General features: G+C 72.5%; 2 protein-coding genes. Both read left to right on the top strand.

The features are described from left to right. Positions 1 to 3,782 (top strand): amino acid adenylation domain-containing protein (locus tag AB0O00_RS11125; RefSeq protein ID WP_363650420.1); only part of this gene is annotated, 3,782 nt, incomplete at its 5' end. Positions 3,783 to 3,785: 3 nt separating this feature from the next. After that, a partial coding sequence (locus AB0O00_RS11120; RefSeq protein WP_363650418.1) for an amino acid adenylation domain-containing protein occupies positions 3,786 to 21,093 on the top strand: 17,308 nt, incomplete at its 3' end.

Genomic DNA, 21,093 nt, shown 5'->3' with positions numbered 1-21,093 from the left:
CCCTGCCGCAGGCCGCCCTGCTGCTCGTCGAGCGCCTCGTCGAGGAGGTCCGCCCGCTGCCCGGCGACCCGGCCACGGCCGGGCGGCTGCTGCCGGCACCGTTCGGCCCGGCCGGCAGCCGGATGTACGGCACCGGCGAGCTGGTCCGCTGGCAGAACGACGGCACCCTGACCCTGCTCGGCCGGGCCGACCAGGCCCGGGACGGCGCCCAGGCCCCGGCGGCGGCCGCCGCTCCCGCCCGCCCCGCGCACGTGCCCCCGGCGACCGAGGCCGAGCGGACCGTCGCCCGGATCTGGTCCGAGCTGCTGGAGGTGCCGCAGGTCGGCGGCGACGACAACTTCTTCCAGCTGGGCGGCTACTCGCTGCTCCTCACCGAGCTGGCCAAGCGCCTGCACGAGGCCACCGGCAGCCCGGTGGTGCTGGCCGACCTGTTCACCGCCGTCACCGTCCGCGAGCAGGCGGCGCTGCTGGCGGCCCCGGCCGCGGCGGACCGGCCGGACGCCGGGGACGTCGTGCCGGCCATCGCCCCGGTGCCGCGCGACCGGCCGCTGCCGCTCTCCTCCGGCCAGCGCCGGATCTGGTTCCTGGACGCCAGCGAACCGGGCCCCGAGTGGAACGCCCCGCTCTTCCTCTGGGTGCCGTCCGACCTGACGCCGGACGTGGTCCGCCTGCTGCTCGACACCCTGGCCGACCGCCACGAGGCGCTGCGCACCCGCTACCTGGTGGTCGACGGCGAGCCGGCCCAGTCCGTCGGCGAGACCCGGCCCGTCGAGCTGCGCACCGCCGAGGGCTCCAGGGATGAGATCGTCGAGGCGTTCCGCGAGCAGTTCGAGACCGGCTTCGACCTCACCTCGGGCCGGCTCTGGCGGGCCACCCTGGCCAAGCTCCCCGCGCCCGCCGACCGGCAGCTCCTCCTCGTGACGATTCACCACATCGCCTGCGACGGCTGGTCCGCGGCGGTGCTGGAGGACGAGTTCCGCCAACTGCTGGAGGCCCACCGCTCCGGCCGGGCCGCCGAACTGCCCGCCGTCCCGGTGCAGTACCCCGACTACGCGTCCTGGCAGCAGGAGTGGCACTCCAAGGAGCGGCTGGCCGCGGAGCTGGACCACTGGCGCGAAACCCTGACCGGGGCCGTCCCGCTGGAGCTGCCCACCGACCACCCGCGCCCGGCCAAGCGCGACTCGCACGGCGACGTCGTCACCTTCGACATCCCGGCACCGCTGATCGCCGCCGTCAGCGGCCTCGGGCAGAGCCGCGAGGCCACCCCGTTCATGACCCTGCTCGCCGCCTTCGGCACGGTGCTGGCGCGGCACAGCGGCCAGTGGGACGTGGTGATCGGCACCCCGGTCGCCGGCCGGAGCCGCCCGGAGCTGGAGCGGACCGTCGGCTTCTTCCTCAACTCCCTCGTGCTGCGCTGCCCGCTGGACGGCGACCGGGGCTTCGACGCGGCCCTGGACCGGGTCCGCGAGGTGTGCCGGTCCGCCTTCGCGCACCAGGACCTGTCGTTCGAGCACATCGTGGACGAGCTGCGCCCCACCCGCGACCCGTCCCGCACCCCGCTCTACCAGGTCGCGTTCAACCTGCACGACGGCCAGCTGATCGGCGGGATGCCGGACCGCTCCGACATCGACTACCTCCACCCGGCCCGCCAGGTCGCCAAGACCGACCTGACCCTCTACGTGCGCAGCGAGAGCGACGGCACCTGGAGCGGCGCGTTCGAGTACGCCGACGCCCTGTTCGAGCGCGGCACCGTGGAACGGCTGGCCCGGCACTTCCTGCGGCTGCTGGAGTCGGTCACCGCCGACCCGGCCGCCCCGCTCGCCACGATCGACATCATGGCGGCGGCCGAGCGCGAGCGGTCGCTGACCGACTGGGGCACCGGCGAGCGGGCCGACTGGCCGGCCGGCACCACCCTCGACCTCTTCGAGGCGCAGGCCGCGGCGACCCCCGAGGCCACCGCGGTGGTCGCGGGCGACGTCCGGATCGGCTACCGCGAGCTGGACGAGCGGGCCAACCGGATCGCCCACCACCTGATCGCGGCCGGCGTCGGCCCCGACACCGTGGTCGGCCTCTGCCTGGAGCGGGGTGCGGACCTGATCCCGGCCCTGCTGGGGATCTGGAAGGCCGACGCGGCCTACCTCCCGCTCGATCCGTCGCTGCCCGCCGAGCGGGTCGGCCACATCCTGTCGGACTGCCGGTCGCCGCTGCTGCTGACCACGGCCGCACTGTCCGCCACCACCGCCGGCCACCGGGGCGCGCGCGTGCTGCTCGACGCCGACCGGGCCGCGATCGACGCCCGCCCGAGCAGCCGCCCGGCCCGCTCCGGCGACCCCGAGCTGCTCGCCTACGTCATCTACACCTCCGGCTCCACCGGCCGGCCCAAGGGCGTCATGATCCCGCACCGGGGGCTGGCCAACCACCTGCGCTGGGCGGGCCGCGACCTGATCGGGGTCGAGGGCGGCGCGCCGCTGTTCTCCTCGATCGCCTTCGACCTGCCGGCCACGAACCTGTACGCCCCGCTGATCACCGGCCGCGCCGTCCACGTGCTGCCCGCCGACCAGGACCTCGCCGGACTCGGCGAGGCGCTGCTGGCCGGCGCACCGTACAGCTTCGTCAAGCTGACGCCCGGCCACCTCGAACTGCTCACCGACCAGCTGACCGCGGACCAGTCCGACCGGCTGGCCCACCGGATCCTGGTGGCGGGCGAGGCGCTTCCCGCCCGCGCGGCCAACCAGTGGTTCGCGCGGCTCGGGGCCGGACGGCTGACCAACGAGTACGGCCCGACCGAGGCGTCGATCGGCTCCACCGTCCACCCGGTGGACCGGGAGCAGGACGCCACCGTGCCGCTCGGCGGTCCGCTGCCCAACACCACCGCCTTCGTGCTGGACGAGGCCGGCCGGCCGGTTCCGGTCGGCGTGGCGGGCGAACTGCACATCGGCGGGGAGGGGCTGGCCCGCGGCTACCACGGCCGCCCGGACCTGACCGCGGAGAAATTCGTCCCCGACCCGTACGGGCCGCCCGGCTCCCGGCTCTACCGCACCGGCGACCTGGCCCGGCTGCTGCCCGACGGCGCCATCGACTTCCTCGGCCGGATCGACACCCAGGTCAAGCTGCGCGGCTACCGGATCGAGCTCGGTGAGATCGAGTCCGTCCTGACCGCGCTCCCCCAGGTGCGCGACGCGGTGGTCAGCGCCCAGCAGAACGCCAACGGCGAGAAGTCGCTGGTGGCCCATCTGGTCGCGGAGCAGGACGCCGCGATCGACCCGGACCTCGTCCGGGAGAAGCTGGCCGAGCAGCTCCCGGAGTACATGGTCCCGTCCGCGTTCGCGGTGATCGACCGGATCCCGCTCACCGCCAACGGCAAGGTCGACCGCCGGGCGCTGCCCACCGTCGACGCCGCCGACGCGTACCAGCCGCCGGCCACCGCCACCGAGGAGCGAATCGCCGGGATCTGGGCCGAGCTGCTGGGCCGCCCCCGGGTCAGCGTGGAGGACACCTTCTTCACGCTCGGCGGCCACTCCATCCTCGCCATCCGGATGACCTCCCGGCTGCAGGACGAGTTCGACCTCGACCTGTCGATCGGCACGGTCTTCGCCGAGCCCACCGTCCGCCGGCTCGCCGCGGCCATCGAGGACCAGATCCGGGCCGAGATCGACGGGCTGAGCGACGACGAGCTCGCGGCCCTCGACACCGACGCCGCCTCCGACACCGACTCCGGCACCGGCACCGGCACCGACTCCGGCACCGCCGACACCGACGCCACGAACCAGAAGGAGCAGTAAGACATGAGCACCGGCGACAAGCAGTCGACCGAGCAGGACGTGGCGGCGCGGCGCGAGGAACTGCTGCGACGTCGGCTGGCCGGCCAGCGGGGCGGTCACCGGTCGCTGATCACCGCGGTCGACCGGGACCGGCAGCTGCCGCTCTCTTTCGGCCAGCAGCAGATGTGGTTCGTCAACCGCCTCGAACCCGACAGCGCCGAGTACCTGGTGCCGCTGGCGCTGTGGCTGGACGGCACGGTCGACCGGGACGCGCTGCGCGCGGCCTTCACGGAGATCACCGCCCGGCACGAGATCCTGCGCACCCGCTACACCATGGTGGGCGACGAGCCGGTCCAGATCATCGACCCGCCGAGCGCCCCGGCCTTCACGGTGGTCGAGCCCGCCGGCCTCCCGGACGATGAACGCGAGCAGTGGGCCCGGGAGTTGGCCGAGCAGGAGGTGGTCGCCCCCTTCGACCTCGGCCGCGACTGGCCGGTCCGGATGAAGCTGATCTCGCTCACCTCCGACCGGCACCTGCTGGTGGCCACGTTCCACCACATCGCCTGCGACGCCTGGTCGATGGGGATCTTCGCGGAGGAACTCGGCACCCTGTACAGCGCGTTCGTGACCGGAGCGGCCTCCCCGTTGGCACCGCTGCCGGTCCAGTTCGCCGACTACGCCGCCTGGGAGCGCAAGGAGCTCAGCGGCGCCGCCCTGGAGAAGCAGCTCTCCTACTGGCGCACCGAGTTGGCCGGTCTGCCGGAGATCGACCTGCCGTCCGACCGGCCCCGCCCGGCCCGCCGCGACCCGCGCGGCGACGCCGTCCCCTTCGCCATCCCGGCCGACGTGGCGCGGCGCCTCCGGGAGCTGGCCGAGGAGGCCGGGACCACCCGGTTCGTGGCGCTGCTCACCGCCTTCCAGTCACTGATCGCCCGCTACACCGGCGGCAGTGACGTCCCGGTCGGCGTGACGGTCTCCGGGCGGGCCCGCCCGGAGCTCCAGCGGATGATCGGCTTCGGGATCAACAACCTGGTGGCCCGCCTGAGTTGGCGCGGCGACCCGACCTTCCGCGAGCTGCTCGCCGGGGGCCGGCGCGCGGTGCTGGGCGCGTACGAGCACCAGGCCGTGCCGTTCGCCCGGCTGGTCGACGAGCTGCAGCCGGAGCGCGACCTCTCCCGGCCCCCGCTCTACCAGGTCGACTTCATCCTGCGCGAGCACCAGGCGCCCGCCTTCCGGCTGCCCGGCCTGACCGTGCGGCCCGAGTCCGCCGACCGGGTCTCCAAGGTCGACCTCACCCTGGACGTCACCGACGGGGCGGACGGCCCGCTCCAGGCCCGACTGCGGTACGCCACCGCGCTGTTCGACCGCGGCACCGTCGAGCGCATGGCCCAGCACTACCTGTGCCTGCTCGCCGGGGTCGCCGCCGAGCCGGACGCGCGGATCTCCGGGATCGACGTCCTGCCGGCGGCGGAGCGAGCCCTGCTGGACGCCTGGTCCGACGGCGGCCCTGCCCCCGTTCCCACCACCCTGACCATCGACCTGTTCGAGGCCCAGGCCGCCGCCACCCCCGACGCCATCGCCGTCCGGACCGACACCACCCGCCTCACCTACCGCGAGCTCGACGAACGCGCCAACCGGATCGCGCACCACCTCCTCGCCCACGGCGCCCGCCCCGACACCCCCGTCGCCGTCTGCCTCAACCGCGACGCCCACCTCCTGCCCACCATCCTCGGCATCTGGAAGGCCGGCGCCGCCTACCTCCCCCTCGACCCCACCCTCCCCACCGAACGCCTCGCCTACATCCTCGGCCACACCCAGGCCCCCACCCTCGTCACCACCACCCAGCACACCGCCGTCCTCACCCCCATCCACAACGGCACCCTGATCACCCTCGACCAGGACCAGCGGCGCATCAACCGGCGCCCCACCACCCCGCCGGAGCGCACCCTCCACCCGCACAGCCTCGCCTACGTCATCTACACCTCGGGCTCCACCGGGCAGCCCAAGGGAGTGATGATCCAGCACGCCGGCCTCACCAACTACGTCCACCACACCGCCGGGCTCTATGCCAGCCGCGGCACCGGCGGCGCCCCCCTCTTCTCCTCCATCTCCTTCGACCTCGGCATCCCCAACTTCCTCACCCCCCTGGTCACCGGCCAGACCGCCACCCTCCTCCCCGACACCCTCGACACCGCCCAGCTCGGCACGGCCCTCGCCGACACCGCCCCCCACGCCTTCATCAAGCTCACCCCCGGCCACCTGGACCTCCTCACCCACCAGCTCACCCCCGCCCAGGCCCACGGCCTCGCCGGCCTCGTCATCGCCGCCGGCGACAACTTCCCCACCAGCCTCGTCCAGCGCTGGCAGCAGCTCGCCGGCCCCGACGGCACCCCCCTCGCCACCGAGTACGGCCCCACCGAGATCACCGTCGGCAACTCCGGCCAGCCCGCGCTCCCCGACACCCCCACCGAGGCCATCCCGCTCGGTCCCCCGTTCCCCGGCACGACCATGCACGTCCTCACCCCCACCCTCCACCCCGCCCCCATCGGGGTACCCGGCGAAGTCCACATCGCCGGCATCGGCCTGGCCCGCGGCTACCTCAACCGGCCCGACCTGACCGCGGAACGCTTCCTCCCCAACCCCTACGGCCCGCCCGGCTCCCGCCTCTACGCCACCGGCGACCTCGGCCGCCACCTCCCCGACGGCGCGCTCGAAACCCTCGGACGCATCGACAACCAGGTCAAGATCCGCGGCTACCGCATCGAGCTCGGCGAGATCGAGGCCCGCCTGCGCGAACACCCGCAGGTCACCGACACCGTCGTCGCCGTGCGCGAGACCACCCCGGGCAACAAGCGCCTCGTCGCCTACGTCGTCGCCGAAGGCACCCTCGACCCGGCCGCCCTGCGTACGCACCTGAGCGCCACCCTGCCCGAGTACATGGTCCCGGCCGTCTACCGGACCATCGGCCACATCCCCCTCACCTCCAACGGCAAGGTCGACCGCCGCGCCCTGCCCGAGCCCGGCCAGGACCGGTCCGCGCCCGTGCGCTCGCCCGCCTCGCACAACCCGGCCGAGGAGCGGCTGGCCGCGATCCTCGCCGAGGTGCTGGGGCTGGCCGAAGTCGGCGTCGAGGACAGCTTCTTCGACCTCGGCGGCGACTCCATCCGCGCCGTCCGCCTGGCCGGTGCGCTGCGCGCGGCCGGGTACGACGTCGCGGTGCGGGACGTGTTCGAGCACCGCAGCAGCGCCGCGCTCGCCGCGCTGGTGGCGGACCGGGAGCACGGCGGCTCACTGGTGACGGCGGTGCCGCCGTTCGCGCTCCTCAACCTGGAGGACCGGGCCCTGCTGCCCGCCGACGTGGTCGACGCCTACCCGCTCTCCCAGGTCCAGGCCGGCATGCTGGTCGAGATGCTGGCCGCCGAGGACGGCGCGGTCTACCGGAACATCAGCTCCTTCCGGGTCCCGGACCAGGAGCCGTTCTCGGCCGAGGCGCTGCGCTCCGCGATCGACACCGTGACGGCCCGGCACGAGCTGCTGCGCGCCTCGATGCACCTCGACGGGTTCTCGCGGCCGCTCCAGCTGGTCCACTCCACGGCCCGGGTGCCGCTCGCCGTGCACGACCTGCGCGGCCGCTCCGAGGCGGAACGCGCGGAGCACGCCCGGACCTTCGCCGGCGCCGAGCGCGCCGCCTGGTTCGAGCTCACCGCGCCTCCGCTGCTCCGGATCGCCGCACACCTCGAATCGGACCACTCCTGGTACCTGACGCTCACCCACCCCCACGCCCTCACCGACGGGTGGTCCGTCAACTCCCTGGTGATGGAGCTCGTCACCTGCTACCGCAACGCGCTGACCGGCACCCCCGAGCCGGCCCCGGCCCCCACCGCCGTGCGGTACGCCGACTTCGTCGCGGCCGAGCTGGCCTCGCTGGCGAGCGAGGAGGACCAGGAGTTCTGGCAGGACGTGGCGACCTCCTACCACCCCGTCGTGCTCCCCACGGCCTGGGCGGGGAACGGGGACGCCGCCGGCGGACGGCACGGCGCCCGGGTGCCGTTCACCGATCTGGCGGACGGCCTGCACCGGCTGGCCGCCGAGGCCAGGACGTCGATCAAGAGCGTCCTGCTCGCCGCGCACGTCAAGGTCATGTCGATGCTGACGGCCGACGACGCCTTCCACACCGGCGTGGTCTTCCACGGCCGGCTCGAAGCTCCGGGCGCCGACCGGGTGTTGGGCATGCACCTCAACACCCTGCCGTTCCCGGCCACCCGTCCGGCCGGCACCTGGCGACAGCTCGTCGAGCGGGTCCACGCCCAGGAAGCCGAGATCTGGGCCCACCGCCGCTACCCGCTGCCCGCCATCCAGCACGACGCCGGCAACTCCCGGCAGCTGCTCTCGGCGATGTTCGAGTACCTCGACTTCCACCAGGTGGATGCCGATGTCGTCGACGCGGGAAGTGAACTTCGGGAGAGCGTCAGCGAGTTCCCCCTCTCCGTGGCCGCCGGCCCCGGGCGGGTCGACCTCAGCACCACGACCGGGGTGTTCGACGCCACCGGGCTGGCGCGGCTGGCGGCGATCTACCGGTCGGTGCTGGAGGCCATGGCCACCGACCCGGACGGCGACGCCGCTGCCGCACACCTGCCCGAGGACGCCCGGCAGCCGCAGCACGGCACCGTCACCGAGCCCACCACGCTCACCACCCTCGACGCTTTCCAGGCCCAGGCAGCAGCCGCGCCTCGGTCGGTCGCGGTGATCAGCGGCGACGAGCGGTGGACGTACGAGGAGTTGGACGAGCACTCCGACCACCTGGCTCACCACCTGCGCCGGACCGGCGTCACACCCGGAAGCATCGTGGGTGTCAGCCTCGACCGCACCCCGCAGGTACTCGAAGCGATGCTCGCCGTGTGGAAGGCCGGCGCCGCCTACGTGCCCGTCGACCCCGCCCTGCCCGCCGAGCGGCGCGCGTACATGCTCACCGGCACCGCAGCCCTGATCACCGAAAGCACCGTCACCGACCCCGGCTACGACGGCCCGCGCATCCTCCTCGACACCGACGTCATCCCGGAACACACGGGCGTGGCACCCGAGTTCGCCACCGATCCGGACGCCCTGGCCTACGTCCTCTACACCTCCGGCTCCACCGGACGGCCCAAGGGCGTCATGATCCCCCACCGCGCCCTGCACAACCTCCTCACCTCCGTCCGCGACGACATCGGCACCGGCCACGCAGGCGCCTGGCTCGCCTCCACCTCCATCTCCTTCGACATCTCCGGACTCGAACTCTTCCTGCCGCTGACCACCGGCGGCCAGGTCGTGCTGGCCGGCAGTGACCAGGCCAAGGACCCCGAAGCCCTCGTCGAGCTGATCGACGCCCACCGGGTGACGCATGTCCAGCTGACCCCGTCCGGCTGGCGGCTGCTGCTCACCGCCGGGTTCCACGACGACGGCATCACCGCCCTCGTCGGCGGCGAGGCCTGCCCGCCCGACCTCGCTCGGCAGATCCACGAGCGCGTGCGGCGTTTGGTGAACGTCTACGGCCCCACCGAGACCACGATCTGGTCCACCTACTGGGAGGTGCCCGAGGAAGCCGACACCATCGCGATCGGCACCCCCCTGGCCAACACCACCGCCCACGTCCTGGACAGCAACGGCCACCCCGTCGCCGACGGCGTTCCCGGTGAACTCCACCTCGGCGGCACCGGACTCGCCCACGGCTACCACAACCGCCCCGACCTCACCGCCGAACGCTTCGTCCCCGACCCGTCCGGCCCCGCCGGCTCCCGCCTCTACCGCACCGGCGACCTCGCCCGGCAGCTGGGCGACGGCAGCCTGGAGTACCTGGGCCGCATCGACAGCCAGGTGAAGGTGCGCGGCTACCGCATCGAACTCGGCGAGATCGAGGCCGCCTTGCGCACCCACCACGCCGTCAAGGACGCCGTGGTGACCGCCCAGGAGGATCAGGCGGGTGACCGGACCCTCGTCGCCTACGTCGTCTCCGAGGGCGCCCTCGACCCGGCTGCCGTACGGACGCACCTGAGCGCGAGCCTGCCCGACTACATGCTCCCGACCGCCTACGTCGCGCTCGACCGCATCCCGCTCACCAACAGTGGCAAGGTCGACCACCGCGCCCTGCCCACGACCGATCTCAGCGACTTCAAGGCCACCCGCCGCACCGCCCCGCGCACGCCGGTCGAGGAGCGGCTGGCCGCAATCTGGTCGGACGTCCTCGGCACGGACCAACTCGGCATCGAGAGCAGCTTCTTCGACCTCGGCGGCGACTCCATCCGCGCCGTCCGCCTCGTCGGCGCCCTCCGCAGTGCGGGCTTCGACGTCTCCGTGCGGGACGTCTTCCAGCACCGCACCATCGCGGCCCTCGGCGCCCGGCTCGGCCACCAGGCCGGGGGCGAGTCCCTGGTCACCGCCGTCGAACCGTTCGCCCTGATCGGCGCCGAGGACCGGGCCCTGCTCCCCTCGGACGTGGTCGACGCCTACCCGCTGTCCCAGATCCAGGCCGGCATGCTGGTCGAGATGGTCGCCGCCAAGGAGGCCGGCGGGAACGCCTACCACAACATCAACTCCTTCCGGATCCCGGACGACCGGCCGTTCTCGCTGCCCGCGTTCCAGGCGGCAATCGACGCGGTCGTGGCCCGGCACGACATCCTGCGCACCTCGATGCACCTCGGCGGCTACTCCCAGCCGCTCCAGCTCGTCCACGCCGACGCGCGGATCGAGGCCGCCCTGCACGACTGGCGCGGCCTGGACGCCACCGAACTCGACCGGGCCAGGCGGGAGTTCGCCGACTCGGAGCTGGCGGCCGGCTTCGAGCTGACCACCGCGCCGCTGATGCGGATCCACGCGCTCCTGGAGGAGGAGAGTGCCTGGCGGCTGACCGTCAGTCACACACACGCCATCACCGACGGCTGGACCGTCAATACCCTGATGATGGAACTCGCCACCGCCTACCGGCTCCTGCGCGACGGGAGTGAACTCCCCGGCCACCCGGCGCCGTCGGTGCGCTACGCCGACTACATCGCCGCCGAGCTGGCCTCGCTGGCCAAGGAGGAGGACCGGGCGTTCTGGCAGCGGATCACCTCCGGCCGGGCACCGCTCCAGCTGCCGGACAGCTGGGCCGACGAGACCGGCAGCAGCACCGAACGCTGCTGGCAGCACGTTCCGTTCGCCGATCTGGAGGCCGGGCTGCGCCGGCTGGCGGTCCGGGCCAAGGCCTCGCTGAAGAGCGTGCTGCTCGCCGCCCACCTCAAGGTGCTGAGCTCACTGACGGCCGAGGACGTCTTCCACACCGGCGTCGTCTACCACGGCCGGCTCGAAGCCCCGGACGCCGAGCGGGTGTTGGGCATGCACCTCAATACCGTGCCGTTCCCGGCGACCCGTCCGGCCGGTAGCTGGCGACAGCTGGTCGAGCAGGTCTACGCCCGGGAAGCGAGCATCTGGGCCCACCGCCGCTACCCGCTGCCGGCCATCCAGCGCGACGCCGGCACCACGCAGCGCCTCGTCACGACCCTCTTCGACCACCAGAACTTCCACCAGGTCGACGCCGAGACCGTCGACACCGCCGCCGGTCTGAACGAGGGCGGCAACGAGTTCGCCCTCAGCGCCATCGCCGCGAACGGCCGGATCACCCTCGGCACCACCACGGCGGTCATCAGCCGGACCGACTTGGAGCGGCTGGCGTCGATGTACCGCTCCGTCCTGGAGGCCATGGCCACCGACCCCGAGGGCAGCGCCACCACCGCCCACCTGCCCGCCGGGGAGACCGAGCGCCTGCTCACCGCGTGGACTGCCCACACCGAGACGGGCGCCACCGAGGAGACTGGCTCCACCGAGGAGACGGGCCCCACCCACCGCACCATCCACGAGGCCTTCGAAGCCCAGGTCGCCCGCACCCCCCACCGCACCGCCATCAGCAGCGGCAGCCGCTCCCTCACGTACACCGAGGTCAACGAACGGGCCAACCAGCTCGCGCACCACCTGCGCACCCTCGGCGCCGGCCCCGAAACCCTCGTCGGCCTCTGCCTGGAGCGCGACCTCGACCTCATCCCCACCCTCCTCGGCATCCTCAAGTCCGGCGCCGCCTACCTCCCCCTTGACCCGATCAACCCCGACGACCGCCTCGGTTACCTGACCACCGACGCCCGCGCCGGCATCGTCATCACCCGGACCACCCTCGCCGACCGTGTCTCCACGTACCACGACGGCCCCCTCGTCGTCCTCGACGACCCGCGCCACACCACGAGCGTCTCCGCCCACCCCACCACCAACCCGGCGGCCACCAACCACCCAGACAACCTGATCTACACCATCTACACCTCCGGCTCCACCGGGAAGCCGAAGGGCGTCATCCTCACCCACACCAACGTCCTGCGCCTGTTCGCCAGCGCCCAGCAGCACTACGGCTTCAACCAGGACGACGTCTGGCCGCTCTTCCACTCGTACGCCTTCGACGTCTCCGTCTGGGAGATGTGGGGCGCGCTGCTGCACGGCGGCCGACTCGTCATCGTGCCCGCGGCCGTGACCCGGGCACCCGAGGAGTTCCTGGACGTCCTCGTCGCCTCCGGCGCCACCGTACTCTGCCAGACGCCCACCGCGTTCCGCTCCTTGGCGGCACTCGCCGGCGACGGCGACCCCCGCACCGACCAACTCGCCCTGCGCGCCGTGGTCTTCGCCGGCGAACGCCTCCAGCTCGGCGAACTGCGCCCCTGGACCGACCGCTACGGCTTCGACCGGCCGGCCCTGATCAACATGTACGGCATCACCGAGACCACCGTGCACTCCACCTACCACCAGGTGCAGGCCACCGACCTGGAACGCACCGACCGCAACCCCGTGGGCGTGCCGCTCTCCGACACCCCCATCCACCTCCTCGACACCGCCGGACAGCTCGTCCCCATCGGCGTCCCCGGCGAGATCCACGTCGCCGGACCCGCCGTCGCCCGCGGCTACCTCAACCGCCCCGACCTCACCGCCGAACGCTTCCTCCCCAACCCCTACGGCCCCGCCGGCTCCCGCATGTACCGCAGCGGCGACCAGGCCCGACGCCTCGCCGACGGCACTCTCGACTTCCTCGGCCGCATCGACAAGCAGGTCAAGATCCGCGGCTACCGCATCGAACTCGGCGAAATCGAAACCGCCCTACGCGAGCACCCCACCGTCCGCGAAGCGGTCGTGACCGCACACGCCCAGCGGCTCGTGGCCTACGTCGTCACGGAGGAAGCCGTCGACCCGGCCGCCCTGCGCTCCCACCTGAGTGCGAGCCTGCCCGACTACATGATCCCGGCGGCGTACGTCGCCATCGACCGCGTCCCGCTGACCGTCAACGGCAAACTCGACACCCGCGCGCTGCCCGCACCCGACGACGACGCCTACACCACCGCTCACCACACCGCACCGCGCACACCCCTCGAAGAGCGCCTCGCCGCCATCTGGTCCGAGATCCTCGGCATCGAGCGGGTCGGCGCCGACGACAACTTCTTCGACCTCGGCGGCGACTCCATCCGCGCCGTCCGCCTGGTCGGCGCCCTCCGTACGGCCGGCTACGACGCCTCCGTCCGGGACGTCCTCCAGCAGCGCACCCTCGCCGAGCTCGCCGACAGCCTGAACGGACCGGTCGCCGAGGAATCCCTGGTGACGGCGGTCGAGCCGTTCGCCCTGATCGGCGCCGAGGACCGCGCCCTCCTGCCGGACGACGTGGCCGACGCCTACCCGCTCTCCCAGATCCAGACCGGCATGCTCGTCGAGATGCTGGCCGCCAACGACGCCGGCGGGAACGTCTACCACAACATCAACTCCTTCCGGATACCGGACGAGCAGCCGTTCTCGCTGCTCGCGCTCCAGGAGGCGGTCGACACCGTCGTGGCCCGCCACGACATCCTGCGCACCTCGATGCACCTGAGCGGCTACTCCCAGCCGCTCCAGCTCGTCCACGCCACGTCCCGGACCGAGGTCGCGCTGCACGACTGGCGCGAGCTGGCCCCCGAGGACCGGCGGAGCGCGCGGCAGGCCTTCGTGGAGGCCGAGTTGGCGGCCGGCTTCGACCTGGCCGGCGCGCCGCTCGTGCGGATCCACGTGCACCTGGAGGAGAGCGACGCCTGGCGGCTGACCATCAGCCATTGCCACGCCATCACCGAGGGCTGGACCCTGCACAGCCTCATGATGGAGCTCGCCACCGTCTACCAGCTGGTGCGCGACGGGCGTGAACTGCCCGAGCACCAGGCGCCGTCGGTGCGGTACGCGGACTTCATCGCCGCCGAGCTGGCCTCGCTGGCGAGCGAGGAGGACCGGACGTTCTGGCAGCGGATCACCTCCGACCGGACGCCGCTGCAGCTGCCGAACTCCTGGGCGGAGAGCGGCGATTCGGTCGTCGAGTACCACCAGGACGTGGCTTACGACGACTTGGAGGAGGGACTGCGCGGGCTCGCGGTCCGGGCGAAGGCATCGCTGAAGAGCGTGCTGCTCGCCGCCCACCTCAAGGCGATGAGCTCGCTGACGTCCGAGGACGCCTTCCACACCGGCGTCGTCTACCACGGACGGCTCGAAGCCCCGGACGCCGAGCGGGTGTTGGGCATGCACCTCAACACCCTGCCGTTCCCGGCCACCCGTCCGAGCGGCACCTGGCGACAGCTCGTCGAGCAGGTCTACGCCCAGGAAGCGGAGATCTGGGCCCACCGCCGCTACCCGCTGCCCGCCATCCAGCACGACGCCGGAACGACCCAGCGCCTCGTGACGACGATGTTCGAGCACCAGGACTTCCACCAGGTCGACGCCGAGACGGTGGACACCGAGGCGACGGCCGGTGTGGGCGGCAACGAGTTCTCCCTCGGCGTCATCGCCGCGGACGGCCGGATCGCCCTGGCGACCAACTCGACGGTGTTCAGCCGGAGCGCGTTGGCGCGGTTGGGGGCGATGTACCGGTCGGTGCTGGAGGCCATGGCCACCGACCCGGACGGCGACGCCGCCGCCGCACACCTGCCCGAGGACGCCCGGCAGCCGCAGCACGGGACCATCACCGAACCCACCACGCTCACCACCCTCGACGTCTTCCAGGCTCAGGCCACAGCCACCCCGCAGGCCATCGCGGTGATCTCCGGCGACGAGCAGTGGACGTACGAGAAGTTGGACGAGCACTCCAGCCGTCTGGCCCACCACCTGCACCGGACCGGCGTCACGCCGGGAAGCATCGTGGGTGTCAGCCTCGACCGCACCCCGCACGTGCTGGCCGCGATGCTCGCCGTGTGGAAGGCCGGCGCCGCCTACGTCCCCGTCGACCCCACCCTGCCCGCCGAACGACGCGCCTACATGCTCACAGGCACCGCGGCCCTCATCACCGAAAGCACCGTCACCGACCCCGGCTACGACGGCCCGCACATCCTCCTCGACACCGACGTCATCCCCGAACACACGGGTGCGGAAACCGAGTTCGCCACCGACCCGGACGCCCTGGCCTACGTCCTCTACACCTCCGGCTCCACCGGACGGCCCAAGGGCGTCATGATCCCCCACCGCGCCCTGCACAACCTCCTCACCTCCGTCCGCGACGACATCGGCACCGGACACGCAGGCGCCTGGCTCGCCTCCACCTCCATCTCCTTCGACATCTCCGGACTCGAACTCTTCCTCCCCCTCACCACCGGCGGCCAGGTCGTGCTGGCCGGCAACGACCAAGCCAAGGACCCCGAAGCCCTCGTCGACCTCATCGACACCCACCAGGTCACCCACATCCAGCTCACCCCCTCCGGCTGGCGACTCCTCCTCACCGCCGGATTCCACAACGACACCATCACCGCCCTCATCGGCGGCGAAGCCTGCACCCCCGACCTGGCCAACGAACTCCTCGGCCACGTCCACCGCCTCGTCAACGTCTACGGCCCCACCGAAACCACCATCTGGTCCACCTACTGGGAAGTGCCCGAGGAAGCCCACACCATCGCCATCGGCACCCCCCTCGCCAACACCACCACCCACATCCTCGACAGCAACGGCCACCCCGTCGCCGACGGCATCCCCGGCGAACTCCACCTCGGCGGCACCGGACTCGCCCACGGCTACCACAACCGCCCCGACCTCACCGCCGAACGCTTCGTCCCCGACCCGTCCGGCCCCGCCGGCTCGCGCCTTTACCGCACCGGCGACCTCGCCCGGCAGCTGGGCGACGGCAGCCTGGAGTACCTGGGCCGGATCGACAGCCAGGTGAAGGTCCGCGGCTACCGCATCGAACTCGGCGAGATCGAGGCCGCCCTGCGCACCCACCACACCGTCAAGGACGCCGTGGTGACCGCCAGGGAGGACAACGCGGGCGACAAGACCCTCGTCGCCTACCTGGTCACCGAGGGAACACTGGACTCCGTCGCCCTGCGCGCACACCTGGCCACCGGCCTGCCCGACTACATGCTCCCGACCGCCTACGTCACGATCGACCACATCCCCCTCACCAACAGCGGCAAGATCGACCACCGCGCCCTGCCCACACCCGACACGACCGCCTACACCACCACCCACCACACCCCACCCCGCACCCCCCTCGAAGAACGCCTCGCCGCCATCTGGTCCGACGTCCTCGGCACCGACCAACTCGGCATCGACGACAGCTTCTTCGACCTCGGCGGCGACTCCATCCGCGCCGTCCGCCTCGTCGGCGCCCTCCGCGCCGCCGGCTACGACGCCTCCGTCCGCGACGTCTTCCAGCACCGCACCATCGCCCAACTCGCCACCCACCTCGGCCCCCAGACCGGCGGCGACTCCCTGATCACCGCCGTCGAACCCTTCACCCTGATCAGCGCCGAAGACCGAGCCCTCCTCCCGGACGACGCCACCGACGCCTACCCCCTCTCCCAGATCCAGACCGGCATGCTGGCCGAGACCATGGCCGCCGCGGCCGAGGGCCGGACCGCCTACCACAACCTCAGTTCCTTCCGGATCCGCGACGACCGGCCGTTCTCGCTGCCCGCCCTCCAGCAGGCCGTCGACGCCGTCCTCACTCGGCACGAGATCCTGCGGACCTCGATGCACCTGAGCGACTACTCGCAACCGCTCCAGCTCGTCCACAGCACGGCCGGCCTCCCGGTCGCCCTGCACGACTGGCGCGACCTCGACCCAGCCGAACTCGACCGGGCCAGGCGCGAGTTCGCCGACCGGGACAGCGCCTCCGGCTTCGAGCTGACCACCGCACCGCTCCTCCGCGTGGCGGTCCACCTGGAGTCGGACGACGCGTGGCGCCTCACCTTCGCCTACCACCACGCCATCGCCGAGGGCTGGGCCCTCAACTCCCTGATGATGGAGCTCGTCGCGAGCTACCGAGCCGTGCGGGACGGGCGCGAACTCCCCGAGCACGAGGCGCCGTCGGTGCGCTACGCCGACTTCATCGCCGCCGAGCAGACCTCGCTCGCGAGCCAGGAGGACCAGGCGTTCTGGCAGCGGATCGTGTCCGATCACGTCCCGTTCGCGCTGCCCGCTGCCTGGGCCGCCCAAGGCGCTCCCGAGCCGCTCCGGCTGGAGACCGGCATCGAGGACGTCGAGGCGGGTCTGCGGCTCCTGGCCAAGGGGACCGGCAGTTCGTTCCGGAGCGTGCTGCTCGCCGCGCACGTCAAGGTCATGTCGATGCTGACGGCCGACGACGCCTTCCACACCGGTGTCGTCTTCCACGGCCGGCTCGAAGCCCCGGGCGCCGACCGGGTGTTGGGCATGCACCTCAACACCCTGCCGTTCCCGGCCACCCGTCCGAGCGGCACCTGGCGACAGCTCGTCGAACGGGTCTACGCCCAGGAGGCGGAGATCTGGGCCCACCGGCACCACCCGCTCCCCACGGTCCAGCGCTACGCCGGGAACGGCCGCCGGCTGATCTCGGTGATGTTCGACCAGCTGGACTTCCACCAGGTCGACGCCGGGACGGTCGACGTCGGTGCCGCTCTCGGCACCGGGTCCAACGAGTTCGCGGTGAGCGTCATCGTGACCGGCGGGAACCTGCTCATCAAGTCCAGCACCGACGTTCTCGGCCACCCCGCCGCTCAGCGCCTGGCCGCCACCTACCGGCTGGTCCTCGGTGCGATGGCCGCCAACCCCGACGGCGACGCCGCCGCCGCCTACCTACCCGAAGTGGAGAAGCCTCCCGTGTCCCGGCAGCACACCGAAGCGAGCAACCCAGCAGCGACTCCGGACCTGTTCCGGGCCCGGGCGACGGCCGCGCCGCGGTCGATCGCGGTGGTCTGCGGTCACGAGCGGTGGACGTACCAGGAGTTGGACGAGCGCTCCAACCGCCTGGCCCGCCACCTGCGCCGGAACGGCGTCACCCCCGGCTCGACCGTCGGCGTCTGCCTCGACCGCACCCCGCACGTGCTGGCCGCGATGCTCGCCGTGTGGAAGGCCGGCGCCGCCTACGTCCCCGTCGACCCCACGCTGCCCGCCGAGCGGCGCGCCTACATGCTCACCGGCACCGCAGCCCTGATCACCGAGAGCGGCGTCGCCGACGCCGGTTACGAGGGCCCGCGCATCCTCCTCGACACCGACGCCCTGGCCATCGCCGAACACTCCTCTGCGGCGGCCGAGTTCACCACCGACCCGGAGGCTCCGGCCTACGTCCTCTTCACCTCCGGCTCCACCGGCCGCCCCAAGGGCGTCGTGATCCCCCACCGGGCCCTGCACAACCTGCTCACCTCCGTCCGCGACGACATCGGGACCGGCCGAGGCGCCTGGCTCGCCTCCACCTCGATCTCCTTCGACATCTCCGGGCTCGAACTCTTCCTGCCGCTGATCACCGGCGGCCGGGTCGTGCTGGCCACCAGCGGTCAGGCCAAGGACCCCGAAGCCCTGGTCGAGCTGATCGACGCCAACCGGGTGACCCATGTCCAGCTGACCCCGTCCGGCTGGCGGCTGCTGCTCGCGGTCGGCTTCGACAACTACGCCGTGACCGCCCTCATCGGCGGCGAGGCCTGCCCGCCCGACCTGGCGAACGAACTCCTCGGCCACGTCCAGCGTTTGGTGAACGTCTACGGCCCCACCGAGACGACGATCTGGTCCACCTTCTGGGAGGTGCCGGAGGGGGCGGACGTCATCGCGATCGGCGACCCGCTCGCCAACACCGACACCCACGTCCTGGACAGCAACGGCCGGCCCGTCGCCGACGGAGTGCCCGGTGAACTCCACCTCGGCGGCACCGGACTCGCCCACGGCTACCAGGACCGCCCGGACCTCACCGCGGAGCGCTTCGTCCCCGACTCGTTCGGTCCGGCCGGCTCCCGGCTCTACCGCACCGGCGACCTCGCCCGACGCCTCGACGACGGCACCCTCGAATACCTCGGCCGCATCGACAACCAGGTCAAGATCCGCGGCTACCGCATCGAACTCGGCGAGATCGAAGCCGCCCTGCGCACCCACCACACCGTCAAGGACGCCGTGGTGACGGCCAGGGAGGACGACGCGGGCGACAAGACCCTCGTCGCCTACCTGGTCACCGAGGGGACACTGGACTCCGTCGCCCTGCGCGCACACCTGGCCATCGGCCTGCCGGAGTACATGCTCCCCGCCGCCTACCTCGCGATCGACCGCATCCCGCTCACCAACAGCGGCAAGGTCGACCACCGCGCCCTGCCCGCACCCGGCCTCGACGACTTCAAGGCCACCCGGCGCACCGCCCCGCGCAACCAGGTCGAGGAGCGCCTGGCCGCGATCTGGTCCGAGGTCCTCGGCACGGCCGAACTCGGCGTCGAGGACAGCTTCTTCGACATCGGCGGCGACTCGATCCGGGCCGTGCGACTGGTCGGCCTGCTGCGCTCGGCCGGCTACGAGGTCTCGGGACGCGACGTGTTCGAGCACCGCACCATCGCCGAACTCGCCCGCAGCCTGGGCGGGCAGGCCGGCGGCGAGTCGCTGGTGACGGCGGTCGAGCCGTTCGCCCTGATCGGCGCCGAGGACCGGGCCCTGCTCCCCTCGGACGTGGTCGACGCCTACCCGCTCTCCCAGATCCAGACCGGCATGCTGGTCGAGATGCTGGCGGCCGAGGAAGCCGGCGGGAACGTGTACCACAACCTCAACTCCTTCCGGATCCCGGACGAGCGGGTGTTCTCGCTGCCCGCGTTCCGGGCGGCGGTCGACGCGGTGGCGGCCCGGCACGAGATGCTGCGGACCTCGATGCACCTGAGCGGGTACTCCCAGCCGCTCCAGCTCGTCCACGCCACCGCCGACCTCCCGATCGCCCTGCACGACTGGCGCGGCCTGGATGCCACCGAACTGGACCGTGCCAGGCGGGAGTTCGCCGAGGCGGAACTGGCGGCCGGCTTCGAGCTGACCACCGCGCCGCTGCTGCGGATCCTGGTGCAGCTGGAGGAGGACGGGGCCTGGCGGCTGACCATCAGCCACTCGCACGCCGCCACCGACGGCTGGACCGTCAACACCCTGATGATGGAGCTCGTCGAGAGCTACCGGACGCTGCGTGACGGGCGCGAACTCCCCGACCACGAGGCGCCGTCGGTGCGTTACGCCGACTACGTCGCCGCCGAGCTCGCCTCGCTCGCCGACGCCGAGGACCAGGCGTTCTGGCAGCAGGTCACCTCCGGCCGGGCACCGCTGCAACTGCCGGACAGCTGGGCGGAGAACGGCGACTCTCCCGCCGAGCACCACCGCAGGGCCGTCCCCTACCACGACCTGGACGCGGGGCTGCGCCGGCTGGCGGTGCGGGCGAAGGCGTCGATGAAGAGCGTGCTGCTCGCCGCGCACGTCAAGGTCATGTCGATGCTGACGGCCGAGGACGCCTTCCACACCGGTGTCGTCTACCACGGCCGGCTCGAAGCCCCGGGCGCCGACCAGGTGTTGGGCATGCACCTCAACACCGTGCCCTTCCCGGCGAGCCGTCCGAGCGGCACCTGGCGCCGGCTGGTCGAGCAGGTCTACGCCCGGGAAGCGGAGGTGTGGGCCCACCGCCGGTACCCGCTGCCCGCCATCCAGCGCGACACCGGCACCACCCAGCGCCTCGTCACCACGATGTTCGACCACCAGAACTTCCACCAGGTCGACACCGACACCGTCGACACCGGCGCCGGCCTGAACGAGGGCGGCAACGAATTCGCCCTCACCACGGTGGCCCGGGGCGGCTACGTCAACCTGGGAACCACCACGGCGGTGATCAGCCCGGCCGACCTGGACCGACTGGCCTCGATGTACCGTCGGGTCCTGGTCGCGATGGCCACCGACCCGGACGGCGACGCCGCGGCGGCCCAGCTGGCCGAGGGTGAGATCGCCCTGCTCGCCGAGTGGAACGCCACCAGCGTCTTCCCCACCGACACCACCGTGCACCGCGCCTTCGCAGCCCAGGCCGCCCGCACCCCCGACGCCA

This window comes from Kitasatospora sp. NPDC093558, from assembly GCF_040683475.1.
Lineage (GTDB): Bacteria > Actinomycetota > Actinomycetes > Streptomycetales > Streptomycetaceae > Kitasatospora.
The sequence above is the reverse complement of the archived record's forward strand: the minus strand, read 5'-3'. Positions and strand labels throughout refer to the sequence as shown.